The 12512-nt window shown below is 68.1% G+C and carries 13 protein-coding genes; 3 read left to right on the top strand and 10 right to left on the bottom strand.

Annotation, left to right across the window (positions count from 1 at the left end):
• Positions 1 to 3 precede the first annotated feature (3 nt).
• The 4 genes from J5M86_RS03515 to groES all read right to left on the bottom strand — a co-directional run bounded on the left by J5M86_RS03515 (position 4) and on the right by groES (position 3808).
• Positions 4 to 954, bottom strand: coding sequence for a hypothetical protein (locus J5M86_RS03515; protein ID WP_188061622.1), 951 nt, complete (start codon positions 952 to 954; stop codon positions 4 to 6).
• Positions 951 to 1529, bottom strand: a complete 579-nt coding sequence (gene shbA, locus J5M86_RS03510; protein WP_188061623.1) for an RNA polymerase sigma factor ShbA — start codon at positions 1527 to 1529, stop codon at positions 951 to 953. Before shbA ends, J5M86_RS03515 begins: the two co-directional genes overlap by 4 nt.
• 242 nt (positions 1530 to 1771) lie before the next feature.
• Positions 1772 to 3382, bottom strand: coding sequence for a chaperonin GroEL (gene groL, locus J5M86_RS03505; RefSeq protein WP_188061624.1), 1611 nt, complete (start codon positions 3380 to 3382; stop codon positions 1772 to 1774).
• Between the two features lie 129 nt (positions 3383 to 3511).
• Entirely contained in the window at positions 3512 to 3808 is a 297-nt protein-coding gene (gene groES, locus J5M86_RS03500; protein WP_188061625.1) for a co-chaperone GroES, read from the bottom strand.
• A 225-nt stretch (positions 3809 to 4033) separates the two neighbouring features.
• Here groES and J5M86_RS03495 point away from each other — a divergent pair, with 225 nt between their 5' ends.
• From J5M86_RS03495 to J5M86_RS03485, 3 genes are all read left to right on the top strand, one after another.
• Positions 4034 to 4942, top strand: coding sequence for a phosphodiesterase (locus J5M86_RS03495; protein WP_244328461.1), 909 nt, complete (start codon positions 4034 to 4036; stop codon positions 4940 to 4942).
• A complete protein-coding gene (locus J5M86_RS03490) occupies positions 4942 to 6153 on the top strand; it encodes a methyltransferase domain-containing protein (RefSeq protein ID WP_188061627.1) in 1212 nt (403 codons plus the stop codon). The genes J5M86_RS03495 and J5M86_RS03490 overlap by 1 nt, the downstream gene beginning before the upstream one ends.
• Positions 6154 to 6237: 84 nt before the next feature.
• Positions 6238 to 7476, top strand: coding sequence for a glycoside hydrolase family 3 protein (locus tag J5M86_RS03485; protein WP_188061628.1), 1239 nt, complete (start codon positions 6238 to 6240; stop codon positions 7474 to 7476).
• Positions 7477 to 7489: 13 nt separating this feature from the next.
• On the opposite strand, the gene tsaD is transcribed toward J5M86_RS03485, so the two are convergent.
• From tsaD to alr, 6 genes are read right to left on the bottom strand one after another with little or no spacing between them, the layout of a single operon-like run.
• Positions 7490 to 8536: a tRNA (adenosine(37)-N6)-threonylcarbamoyltransferase complex transferase subunit TsaD gene (gene tsaD, locus J5M86_RS03480; protein WP_188061629.1), complete on the bottom strand. Its 1047-nt coding sequence runs from the start codon at positions 8534 to 8536 to the stop codon at positions 7490 to 7492.
• A complete protein-coding gene (rimI, locus tag J5M86_RS03475) occupies positions 8529 to 8999 on the bottom strand; it encodes a ribosomal protein S18-alanine N-acetyltransferase (protein ID WP_244328460.1) in 471 nt (156 codons plus the stop codon). The genes tsaD and rimI overlap by 8 nt, the downstream gene beginning before the upstream one ends.
• The gene (gene tsaB, locus J5M86_RS03470) at positions 8996 to 9688 is read right to left on the bottom strand and encodes a tRNA (adenosine(37)-N6)-threonylcarbamoyltransferase complex dimerization subunit type 1 TsaB (protein ID WP_208965094.1); all 693 of its coding nucleotides are present in this window, start codon (positions 9686 to 9688) and stop codon (positions 8996 to 8998) included. Before tsaB ends, rimI begins: the two co-directional genes overlap by 4 nt.
• On the bottom strand, positions 9685 to 10155 hold the full coding sequence (gene tsaE, locus J5M86_RS03465) for a tRNA (adenosine(37)-N6)-threonylcarbamoyltransferase complex ATPase subunit type 1 TsaE (RefSeq protein WP_188061630.1): 471 nt from the start codon (positions 10153 to 10155) through the stop codon (positions 9685 to 9687). Before tsaE ends, tsaB begins: the two co-directional genes overlap by 4 nt.
• The gene (locus J5M86_RS03460) at positions 10152 to 11300 is read right to left on the bottom strand and encodes an alpha/beta fold hydrolase (RefSeq protein WP_188061631.1); all 1149 of its coding nucleotides are present in this window, start codon (positions 11298 to 11300) and stop codon (positions 10152 to 10154) included. Before J5M86_RS03460 ends, tsaE begins: the two co-directional genes overlap by 4 nt.
• Positions 11300 to 12451 carry an alanine racemase gene (alr, locus tag J5M86_RS03455; RefSeq protein WP_188061632.1) on the bottom strand — a complete coding sequence of 384 codons (1152 nt, stop codon included), beginning with the start codon at positions 12449 to 12451 and terminating at the stop codon, positions 11300 to 11302. Before alr ends, J5M86_RS03460 begins: the two co-directional genes overlap by 1 nt.
• Positions 12452 to 12512 lie beyond the last annotated feature (61 nt).

The following is a 12512-nucleotide window of genomic DNA, read 5'->3' as shown; positions in this document are numbered from 1 at the left end:
GGCTCAGCCCTGCGTGGGAGCTGTCAAGCCGGGCGGCACCGGGAGTTTCCTGTTCTGCGCAGATGTCTGTCCGTCGTCTGCGGTCGACAGCGCACCACCCGGTGTGCGCTTGCCCGGCTTTGTGCCGGAGCCCTTGCTGGTCTTCGTGCTTTGCCCGCGGTCGGTGGGCCGGCCCGCCCCACGCACCCGCTCGGTGGAGGTGGCGGTCGACGACGGGTCCGAGGTGCTCGCGGGGGTGCGTGTCGGTCGTGTCGTCTTGGTGCTGGTGGGGCTGGATGAACCGGTGCTCGAACTCGTGCTCGATGGCTGGCTCGAGGATGAACTGGTCGGCTTCGAGCTGGTCGCGGGCGTCGAGCTCGGCGCAGTCGACTGCTGGGGCGAGCTGGTCTTCCGGGTGCTCGACGGTGCAGGCGTCTGCCGCTGCCATCCCTGCGCGGTGCGCACCAGCTGGCTGGTGGACGAGGCGCTCGTCCGATCCGGATCAGTGGGATCACCCTGCTGCGAGCTCGGATTCGCCGACGAGGTCGAGGCGACAGCGGTCGAACTCGTGCCGTAGGCGGGCACAGCGCTGCCAGGTGCAGACGGGGTCTCGTCGGGTTGGAGGATCCCGGTCGCACGCACCGGTTCCTGCACCGTTCCGCCACCGACCAGGCCGCGGGTGACCGTGCCGAGTTCACGGAACACCGGGACGCTGGTGCCACTCACGGCGGCCGCGACCGAGCTCACCGACAGGGTCGCGACCACGACGCCCGCGGTCGCCATGACCCGCCGGGCACCGCGTGCTCCACTGCGCGCGTAACGACCGGGTCGGGCAGCGGTTGTTTCCGGGTGATCGATCGAGCTGACCCAGGCAGCCAACAGTTCGGCGGCCGGGTCGGAGTCGACGGTGCGCCTCGCCCCGAGTGAGTCGAGCAACTCGTCGTCGCGGCGGATGTCGTCCAGACGTGGGCTCACGAGATGCCACCCTGCTCGGACATCAGCGTGCGCAGCCGCGCCAGAGCACGATGCTGGGCCACGCGGACGGCACCGGGAGTCATGCCGAGTGCGGCTGCCGTTTCCTCGGCCGACATCCCCACGGCGACGCGCAGCGTGAGCACCTCACGCTGCTGATCGGAGAGTTGGTCGAGGTAGCCGTGCATCTGCTGGGCGGCGTCCGACTGCAACGCGAGCTGCTCCGGCGTGGGCGCGGTGTCGAGCTCCTCGGGCAAGTCGTCGCTCGGCACGGCGCCACGCATCACGCCTCGCTGCGCGTCGGCGACCTTGTGCGACGCGATGCGGTAGACGAAGGCTTCGAAGGGGGCGCCCTTGTCGACGTACCGGGGCAGTGCGGTCAGCACGGCCACACACACCTCCTGGGCTACGTCGGCGGAGGCATCGACCGATGCGGAGAACCTCCCGAGCCGGGCTCGGGCGTACCGCAAGGCGATCTGATGCACCTGTGCCATCAATGAGGCTGCAGCGGCGTCGTCACCTGAACGCGCCTGAACAGCCAGATCGCGCAGGGAAATCTGCGCGTCCGACGATGACATCGTCGCGGAGTCGGTTTTCGTTACGTCTGGTTCACGCCATGACGGCTGACTCACGTGACCTCCCCGGGTGTTCCACTTCTCACGCTGCTGACGCAAGCACACGACCTCCCCACGGTAAGTGTCCGCGCCGCCGTGCGGGGCCTTCGGTGCATCGACTTGCTGTGATTCACCCCATGAAGAGGCAGCGGCGCCCCGCAGGATCGGAGGGATCCTGCGGGGCGCCGCCATGTGCTCGGACGTCGTCAGTGCGAGTGGCCGTGACCGCCCGCAGCCGGCTCTTCTTCCTCCGGCTTGTCGACGACCAGCGCGTCGGTGGTGAGCACCATCGAGGCGATGGACGCGGCGTTTCGCAGCGCCGAGCGGGTGACCTTGACCGGGTCGATGACGCCGGCCTTGATGAGGTCGCCGTACTCGCCGGTGGCGGCGTTCAGACCGCTGCCCGCGGGCTGCTCGCCCACCTTGGCAACCGCGACGTAACCCTCGAGACCGGCGTTCTCGGCGATCCAACGCAGCGGCTCGGCGGCTGCCTTGCGCACGACGTTGGCACCGGTGGCCTCGTCACCTTCGAGGTTGAGGCCGTCGATGGCCGACACGGCGTGGATCAGAGCCGATCCACCACCGGCCACGATGCCTTCCTCGATGGCGGCGCGGGTGGCGGAGATGGCGTCCTCGATGCGGTGCTTCTTCTCCTTCAGCTCCACCTCGGTGTGGGCGCCGACCTTGATGACGCAGACGCCACCGGCGAGCTTGGCGAGGCGCTCCTGCAGCTTCTCGCGGTCCCAATCGGAGTCGGTGCGCTCGATCTCGGCCTTGAGCTCCTTGACGCGACCGTCGACATCCGCGGTGTCACCCTGACCGTCGATGATCGTGGTGTTGTCCTTGGTCACCACCACGCGGCGGGCCTGGCCCAGCACGTCGAGGTCGACCTGGTCGAGCTTGAGTCCGACCTCTTCGGCGATGACCTGACCGCCGGTCAGGATGGCCATGTCCTGCAGCATCGCCTTGCGGCGGTCGCCGAAGCCAGGAGCCTTCACGGCCACGACGTTGAAGGTGCCACGGATCTTGTTGACGACCAGCGTCGAGAGGGCTTCGCCGTCGATGTCCTCAGCGATGAGCAGCAGCGGCTTACCGGTCTGCACGACCTTCTCCAGCAGCGGCAGCAGGTCGGCGATGGCCGAGATCTTGCCCTGGTTGATGAGGATGTAGGCGTCCTCCAGGACGGCCTCCATGCGCTCGGGGTCGGTGACGAAGTAGGGCGAGATGTAGCCCTTGTCGAACTGCATGCCCTCGGTGAAGTCGAGCTCGGTGACCGCGGTCGACGACTCCTCGACGGTGATGACACCGTCCTTGCCGACCTTGTCGAACGCGTCGGCGATGAGGCTGCCGATGGTGGAGTCCTGGGCCGAGAGGGACGCCACCTGCGCGATCTCTTCCTTGCCCTCCAGCTCGCGGGCGTTGGCCAGCAGCTGCTCGTTGACGGCGTCCACGGCTTTGTCCATGCCGCGCTTCACACCCGAGGGGGACGCACCGGCGGCGACATTGCGCAGGCCTTCCTTGACCATGGCCTGGGCCAGCACGGTCGCAGTGGTGGTGCCGTCACCGGCGATGTCGTTGGTCTTGGTCGCAACTTCCTTGGCCAGCTGCGCACCCATGTTCTCGTACGGGTCTTCCAGCTCGACCTCGCGAGCGATGGTCACACCGTCGTTGGTGATCGTGGGGGCGCCCCACTTCTTGTCGATGACGACATTGCGGCCCTTGGGGCCGAGCGTCACCTTGACGGCGTTGGCGAGCGCGTCGACGCCGCGCTCGAGCGACTTACGCGCGTCGTCGTTGAATTCCAGGGTCTTTGCCATGGTGATGAAAATCCTTGTCTGACAAGCGTTTTCCGGATGACTCCGGTTGAAAGGTGACGCCCCGGCCGGCCCGCAAATGGGCGCAGGCCGGGGCGTGCAAAGAGTTCAGCGAAAGCCGAAGGGGAAGACTTACTTCTCCACCACGGCGAGCACGTCGCGCGCGCTCAGGATCAGGAACTCCTGGCCCGAGTACTTCACCTCGGTGCCGCCGTACTTGGAGTAGATGACCTTGTCACCGACGGAGATGTCCATCGGAACGCGGACGCCCTTGTCGTCGACCCGACCCGGACCGACAGCCAGGACCTCGCCCTCCTGGGGCTTCTCCTTGGCGGTGTCCGGGATGACCAGACCAGAAGCGGTGGTCTGCTCGGCCTCGACGGCCTTCACCACGATGCGGTCCTCGAGCGGCTTGATGTTCACCGACACGGCGGATCCTTTCTAGTTCAGAAGTGCTCCCAAGTGATGAGAGCTTGTCGTTGTTGCCCCGGGACGGCCAGTTCGGGTCTGCGCCGGCCGCCGTCGCGGGGGTCGACCGGGTGTTCTCCGAATTGGCACTGTCACGGGCTGAGTGCCAGGTATGAATCTATGCTCCGATTAGCACTCATGCAAGCCGAGTGCCAATGATCGGCGGAAGGCGGCAGGATGGAGTCCATGAGGTTCGGTCCAGACCCCACACACACCATCGCGCACCTGAGCGATCCGCACCTGCTCGCAGACGGAAAACGACTCGGCGGCGTGGTCGAAGTGGCTGAGCACCTGCGCCGCACGGTGCAGCAGCTCGAGCGCACGGGGCGCGCCGTCGACGCCATGGTTTTCACCGGAGATCTGACCGATCTCGGCGAGCCGGACGCCTACCGCGAGTTGCGCAAGATCGTGCTGCCCAGCGCCGACCGCCTGGAGTGCGAGGTGATCTGGGTGATGGGCAATCACGACGAGCGTGGCCCGTACTCACAGCACCTCTTCGATGGGCCCGACACCGACGACCCGCAAGACCGCGTGTACGACCTGCAGGGACTGCGCGTGATCGCCCTCGACAGCACGGTGACCGGCTATCACCACGGCGGGTTGGACGAGGAGCAGTTGCGCTGGCTCGCAGACGAACTCGCCACCCCGGCAGAGCACGGCACCCTGCTGGCGATGCACCACCCGCCCATCCCCTCGGTCGTCGACCTGATGAACCTGCTCGGCCTGGACAACCGGGACGCGTTCGCCGACGTGATCGCCGGATCGGACGTCCGGGGCGTCCTCGCCGGGCACTTCCATTACTCCTGCCACGGCACCTTCGCCGGCGTGCCGGTGTCGGTGGCGGCAGCCTCCTGCTATTCGCTGGACGCGGGAGCACCGAACCGTTCGCTGGTGGGCGTCGACGGACGCCAAGGATTCGACCTGGTCGACATCTACCCGGATTCCTTGTTGCACACCCAGATCCCGTTGGGCAGCCCGCCGGTGGTCAGCGGATTCGACGACGCCGTCGCCGACGCCCTGGCGGCCCTGCCCGCGCACGAACGTCGCGAAGCCTTCTCCAGCAAGTCCTCCACCTGGACTCCCCCGGCGTACTGATGGACGCCTCTCGGGTGCACCGACTGCTCGAGCCGGAGGGACTGGCGCTGCTGCACTCGCTGCCGCCCTACGACGAGTCACAGGTGCTGCCACTCACCGGGACGTTGCGCGCGCAAGGGCACGACCCCGCATTGATCAGTGCTGCGCTCACGCAGTCGGCGCTTCGGCAACGCGGTGCGACGAAATTCGGCGAGGCCGCCGCACGGATGCTCTTCACCCCGGACGGGTTGGAGCAGGCGACCCGTCCGCAGATCGCCCGCATGCACGCAGATCGGTTCGTCGCTGTCGGCGCACGCGAGGTGTACGACCTCGGTTGCGGCATCGGCGCCGACGCCCGAGCCTTCGCACAGGCGGGTCTACGGGTGCACGCGATCGAGCGCGATCCGGCCACCGCGGCGATCGCCCGCGCCAACCTCGCAGAGTTCCCTGATGCTGTCGTCGAGGTCGCAGATGCCGAGGCGATCGCCATCCCGGAGGATGCCGCGGTCTGGCTCGACCCCGCCCGTCGCACCACCGGGGTCGCCGACATCACCGGCCGCACCCGCCGCACCTTTCGCCTCGACCAACTGCAGCCCTCGTGGGACTTCGTGACCGCCCTCGGCGCTTCGGGCCGGCCGGTGGGCGCGAAGTTGAGTCCGTCCTTCCCGATCGCCGCTCTTGCGCCGGGGGCCAGCGCCATCTGGACCTCCTTCGCGGGCGAAGTGCTGGAGTGCGCCGTGTGGTTCGGGCCCGCGGCAGATGAGCACGCGGTCACTGCATGCGTACTCCAGGGCGATGACCTGACCGTCGTCCGAGCCCGCCCCTCTGCGCAAGCTCGGCTCGTCGACGGCACGGGTCATCTGCGCCGCTACCTCTACGAGGCCGACAAGGCCGTCGTGCGGGCCGGCCTCGCCGCAACCCTCGCGTGCGACATCGACGGTTTCGAGCTGAGCCCCGGGCTCGGGCACGCGACCTCCGACCACGAGCGGGACGTGCCGTACGCCCGCCGCTACGAGATCACCGACGTCCTGCCCTTCCACCCGAAGGCACTGCGCCACTGGGCACGCGAACACGGCCTGGGCGGCATCACCTTCAAGAAGCGCGGCGTCACCTTCGACGACGCGCGCCTCACCAAGCAACTCAAGCTGCCCGGACGCGGCCCGCGAGCGATCGTGCTGGTGACCAGGGTCGGCGACGGGACCGCGGCCCTGGTGCTCGAGCACTCCGGCTGAGCACCGTTCGGCGTCGGGCAGTCCCCTTTGTTCGGGACCTCGCCGGTGCTTCGTTTCGGTTCACTTCCGCCTACCCTGGCAGGGATGTCCACTTCCTCGCGCGCACTGCGCTCCGTCGCCGTCCTTGCTGCACTCTCGGTGACCGCCTGCAGCGGCGCCGGGAACGACGCCGGCCGGTCGTCCACCGGTTCTGCATCCACACAACGTCTTTCGCCGACATCGTCGACCAGCAAGCCAACGGCCTCGAAGACGACCGCGGCGCAGACCACGGGATGTGTCGACCGGCTGGTCTCGTCGATGACGCCGGCACAGCGCGCCGGCCAACTGGTCATGGTGGGCCTCGACGCAAGCACTCAGCCGTCGTCACTCGACTCCCTGATCGCTGACTCACACATCGGCAACATGTTCTTCATCGGCGGGTGGAAGAACTCCGCCAACGTGCTGTCCGCAGCCGAACATGTTCAGGCACGAGCCAATCCGTCGTCCACTGCCGGGGTTCGCTTCCTCGTCGCCGCCGACCAGGAAGGCGGGCAGGTGCAGCAGCTGAAAGGCAGCGGCTTCACCAGATTGCCGTCGGCCCTCGCCCAGGGCGCGATGTCTCCTGACGACCGGAAGAACGTCGTGAACACCCTCGTGCGCGAACTCAAGGCGGCCGGCGTCAACATGGATCTCGCACCGGTGGCCGACACCGTGCCACCTGAGAACCCGCGATCGAACGAGCCCATCGGCCGGTGGGGCCGACAGTACGGCAACGATCCGGCAGCTGCCGGCGCCGCGGTGACCGACGTCGTGCGCACGATGCAGACGGGCGGGTTGCAGAGCACCCTGAAGCACTTCCCGGGCCTCGGCCGGATCACCGGCAACACCGATTTCACCGCCAGTGGCATCAGCGATGGCCAGACCACCGCCGACGACGACTACCTGCGCCCGTTCAAGGACGGCATCGCCGCAGGTGCCCCCGTCGTGATGATGTCATCGGCGTACTACCCGAAGCTGGACGCCACCAACCAGGCCATCTACTCCCCGAAGATCATCGACGGTTTGCTGCGCCAACAGCTCGGGTTCGACGGCGTCGTCATCAGTGACGACCTGAATGCCGTTGCGGTGCGGAGCATTCCAGCCGGTGAGCGGGCAGTGCGAATGGTCCGCGCAGGGGGCGACATCGCTCTCACCGGCTTGGCTTCCGCAGCACCGATCATGGCCAAGGCACTCGTCACCGAGGGAGCGCGCGACCCGGAGTTCCAGCGCACGATCGACACGTCGGCCAAGCGGGTGCTGACCCTCAAGACCCGGGCCGGTCTCACGTCCTGCAGCGCCGGCTGAGCCTGCTGACGCCTCAGGCGACGAAGGACGTGCTGACCGGTAGCGAGGAGTCGGTGCCGAGCGCGAGGCTGGTCGGCGGCACGCCGCGAGCCACCACCTGGGCACCGAGAGCGGCGACCATCGCGCCGTTGTCGGTGCACAGCCGCACACGGGGCACGCGAAGGCTGATTCCCGCTGCGGCACAACGCTCTTCGGCCATCGTGCGCAATTGAGTGTTGGCCGTGACTCCCCCACCGATCTGCAGATCGTTGATGCCGAACTCCTGACAGGCGTCGATCGCCTTGCGGGTGAGCACGTCGGCAACCGCGGCCGAGAAGCTGGCCGCGACATCGGCGAGCGGCACGTCCAGTCCGTCCTGCTGCCGCTGCTGCACCCACCGCACCACGGCCGTCTTGAGGCCGGAGAAGGAGAAGTCGAAGCGGTGCTTCTCCAGGTCGCGGGCTGAGGTGAGCCCTCGGGGAAACCGGATCGCCGTCGGATCGCCTTGTTGCGCAAGGCGATCCAGGTGTGGGCCACCCGGATAGGGCACACCGAGCACACGGGCCACCTTGTCGAAGGCCTCTCCGGCCGCGTCGTCGATCGTTCGGCCCAGCGCTTGGACGTCGGTCACGATGTCGCGCACGAGCAGCAGGTCGGTGTGGCCGCCGGAGACCAGCAGCGCCATCGTCGGCTCCGGCAACGGACCGTGGTCGAGCACGTCGGCGCACACGTGGGCGCACAGATGGTTGACGCCGTACAACGGCTTGTCGAGAGCCCAGGCCAGCGCCTTCGCTGACGACACACCCACCATCAAGGCGCCGGCCAGCCCTGGTCCGGCCGTGACCGCAATGGCATCGACGTCGGCGAGGGTGAGCCCGGCGTCGTCACAGGCTCGTTCGATCGTCGGGATGATCGCCTCCAGGTGGGCCCGGCTGGCCACCTCGGGCACTACTCCCCCGAAACGCACGTGCTCATCGACGCTGCTGGCCAGGGAGTCGCCGAGCAGCGTGGTGCCGCGCACCAGTGCCACACCGGTCTCGTCGCACGAGCTCTCGATCCCGAGTACGACGGGCTCATTCATGACTGCCTCCGTCAGCGCCGTTCAGCAGTGCCCGCATGATGATCGCGTCCACTCCTTCGGGTTGGTAGTAGCCGCGCCGCACACTGATCTGCTCAAAACCGTTGCGGTCGTATAGTTTTCGGGCCGCCACATTGTCTGCCCGCACTTCAAGCAGCAGCGCCTCAGCGCCGGATCCGGCTGCCGTCTCACGCATCCAGGTGACCAGTTCAGTGGCGAGCCCACTGCCCCGACCACGGGGTTGCACGGCGATGGTCATGACATCGGCGACATCGCCCGGGCAGTCGACCCCGGCGTATCCGAGGATGCCGTGGTCGTCGGTGACCACGCGGTACTGCCGCTGCGGGCGACCGGCGAGCTCAGCCCACCAGGTCTGCTGGCTCCACGCCTCGTGGCCGAAGAGCTCGCGGTCAAGGTCGACGAGTTCGTCGATGTCCTGCCAGCGCATCTCGCGCACCGTGCTCACGGCTTGCGCCTGCGCTGACCGGCGAGCGAGGTGAGCGCCGACTTCTGCCCGGCCGAGGGCACTGCGTCGGGCTGCCGCAGGTAGAGCGGCTGCAGCGGTAGCAACTCTTCTGCGGCAGCGAGCCGCCGAGCGGCCAGACGGCCCAGGTCTGCTGCGCAGACATCGAGCACGGGCAACGCTGTCGGGAAGGACTCCGGGTAGAGCGCCGGACCGCGCCCGGCCGTGGGCAGCGCGCGAAGCTCCTGCGGAAGTTCGGCCGGGCGCTCGACATCAGGCCCCGCGGGGCGATCACCGTCGCGGTACTGCGCCCAGTAGACCTCTTTGCGGCGTGCGTCGGTGGCGACGAGGAACTCCTGTGGCGCGTCGTCCAGGCTCTGCACCGACAGCGCGATCGCGTCGAGGCTGCACACGCCGTACGTCGGCACGCCCAGCACGAGCCCCAGGGTTTCGGCCGTGGCGATGCCCACCCGCAGCCCGGTGAACGGCCCGGGGCCGACGCCCACCGCGATGCCGTCGACGGCATCCCTGGCGATGCCGGCTTCGGCGAAGGTGCGCGCAACCAACGGCATGAGGATCTCGGTGTGGCGGCGACCGTCCAACTCGGTGGTGAGCGCCAGCACCGAGTCGTCCTGCACCAGTGCAGCCGTGACCGCGGTCGTAGAGGTGTCCATGGCGAGCAAGACCGTCATGACTTCGCCTCCAACTGAGCGATCAGTTCATGCATGCGAGCGCCGTTGGCAATCAGCGTGATTCGCCGTTCCTCCGTCGTGGTGTCGACGTCGATGACGAGTTCGAGCCGGTCGGGCGAGAGTTCTTCGGCGAGGCCTGCCCCCCACTCGATGATCGTGACTGCCTCGTCCAGGTCGGAGTCGAGGTCGAGGTCGTCCAGCTCAAGGGCGCCGTCGAGACGGTAGGCGTCCACATGCACCAACTCTGGTCCGCCGACGAGCGAGGGATGCACCCGCGCGATGACGAAAGTGGGCGAGGTGATCGGACCACGCACCCCGAGCCCTTCGGCAATGCCCTGGGTCAGCGTGGTCTTGCCCGCACCGAGTCCGCCGGTGAGCACCAGCAAGTCTCCGGCGGCGAGCAGGGAGCCCAGTCGCCGGCCCCACTCCTGGGTGCTCGCCCGATCGGGAAGGACGACGGGTTTCATTTCGCGGCCGCACGCTTGGTGGTGCGTCGGCTGCGTCCACCCGCGCGCAGGTCGGTGACATTGCGCGGCACCCCACGAGCGCGTCGTTTGCCGGAATCGACTGCGCGACAGGAACGTTCAGCGAGTGCGACCACCTCGGTGTTGACAATCTCCGGGTGCTCGAGCGGCAGCATGTGGCCCGATGCCTCCACCACGATGTACTCCGAGTGCGGCATGCGGGCGACCATGTCGTCGGCGTGCTTGCGCGGCACGATGCGATCTTGTTGCCCGTGCATCACCAGCGTCTCGATGCCGTCGAAAGCTGCGAGGCCGTCGGTGCGTTCGTGCGCGAGCAGCGTGGGCATGAAGGCCGAGATCACCGACATCGGCGTCTGGAAGATCATGTCGGCGGTGTAACGCACCACGGCCATCGGCACGTCCGACCCGAAGGAGTAGCGGTGCACGAGGAAGTCCTCGACGTCACGTCCGGCCCTCAGAGCGGTGTCGACCAGCTTCTGCCGGGTCGACAACCGTGAGACCGTGCCGGGGCCGAGCCGGTGCACAGCCGCCCCGATCTGCTTGCCCAGCCCGAAGTCGACGGTGCTGAGCGCCCCTGAACTGGTGCAGATGAAGCCTGCGCCGACAACGCGTTCACTCACCACTTCCGGGAACTGCTCGGCGAGCGCCATGATGGCCATGCCACCCATCGAGTGACCGATGAGGATCAGTGGGCCCTTCGGCACGATCTGCCCGATCACCTCGTGCAGGTCGCGGCCCAGTTGCTCGATGGTGTAGCTCGCCGGGTCTCCGATCTCCGACTGGCCGTGTCCGCGGTGGTCCCACAGCACGACGCGGAAACCGGCGTCCCGCAACGCCTTTCGCTGGTAGTGCCAGACGCCGTGGTGCTGGGTGTAGCCGTGTGACAGGACGACCGTCGGCTGGCGGGTGGGGCTGCCGGGCGACGGATCATCGATCTCGACGTGCAACGGCACGGCATCGCTGATCACCGCTGCTTCGTGGTCGGGAATGTCGACGAAGTCGTCCTCGACACCGAGGTCGATCGCCGTCTGTCGCGCGCGCACCAGGCGTTCGGCACCCACACCGGCCGCCGCCGCAGCGGCTGCCGCGACGATTCCGATACCTACACCGAGCACTCCACCGGCCATCAGGCGTCGCCGCCCACGTAGATCCTCGGTAGGCGCGAACTCATCCGAGCGACGATCTCGTAGCTGATCGTGCCGGCTGCCTCCGCCCAGTCCTGAGCCGTCGGGCCGTCGGCGCTGCCATCACCGAAGAGGATCACCTCGTCGCCTGCCTGTACCGAGGCATCACCGACGTCGACGACGAACTGGTCCATGCACACCCGGCCCGACACGGTGTAACGCTGCCCACCGATCTGCACCGGCCCCTTGGACGATGCCGAACGCGGCACCCCGTCGACGTAACCCATCGGCACATCCACCACGGTGGTTTCATCCGGCGCGATGTAGGTCTGTCCGTAGCTGACTCCTTGACCGGCAGGGATGCGCTTGGCCACGGTGACATTGGCCGAGACCGTCATGGCCGGACGCAAGCCGTAGTCGGCCGGTGATCCCAGATCGGGCACCGGCGACAGGCCGTAGACGGCAAGGCCCGGACGCACCATGTCCCACGCGGCCTCCGGTTGGGTGAGCGTCGCCGCCGAGTTGGACATGTGGCGCACCTCGAGGTCGAACCCCGCCCGTTCGCAGTCGCGCACGGCGTCCGCGAACTTCTCCTGCTGGAGCCGGACGGTCGGATGCGCCGGGGAATCGGCGTAAGCGAAGTGGGTGAAAACGCCGGTGACCGCGATGGCACCCTCTGCGACGTAGGGGCGCGCCGCCTCGACCAGCGCCGTCCAGTCGGCCCCGAAGGCACCGTTGCGGGCAAGCCCGGTGTCGACCTTGAGCTGCACCCGCGCGGTGCGGCCGGTGGCCCGTGCCGCGGCGACCACTGCTTCGAGCTCCCAGATCGCCGGCACCCCGATGTCGATGCCCTGCTCCACCGCCGGGATGAAGTCGAGACCGGGCGCGTGCAACCAGGTGAGCACCGGGACCTCGACCCCAGCGGCGCGCAGTTGGATCGCCTCGTCCAGTTGGGCCACGCCGAGCCAGGTGGCGCCGCCACGGACGGCGGCCTGGGCGGACGGGATCAGACCGTGCCCGTAGGCGTCGCCCTTGACCACCGCCATCACCTGGGCCGAGCCGGCCATCGACTTCAGGGCGCGAACGTTGGCCGAGATCGCATCCAGATCAACCGTGATGCGGCCCGGGGCGTTGCCAGAAAGGGTCGTAGACATAGCGATCCATCTTCCCATCACCCGGTTCCCGTGGGTGCCCAGGCTCGCCACCAGCCCGACG

The sequence above is a fragment of the Yimella sp. cx-51 genome, assembly GCF_017654605.1.
GTDB lineage: Bacteria > Actinomycetota > Actinomycetes > Actinomycetales > Dermatophilaceae > Yimella.
The sequence above is the reverse complement of the archived record's forward strand: the minus strand, read 5'-3'. Positions and strand labels throughout refer to the sequence as shown.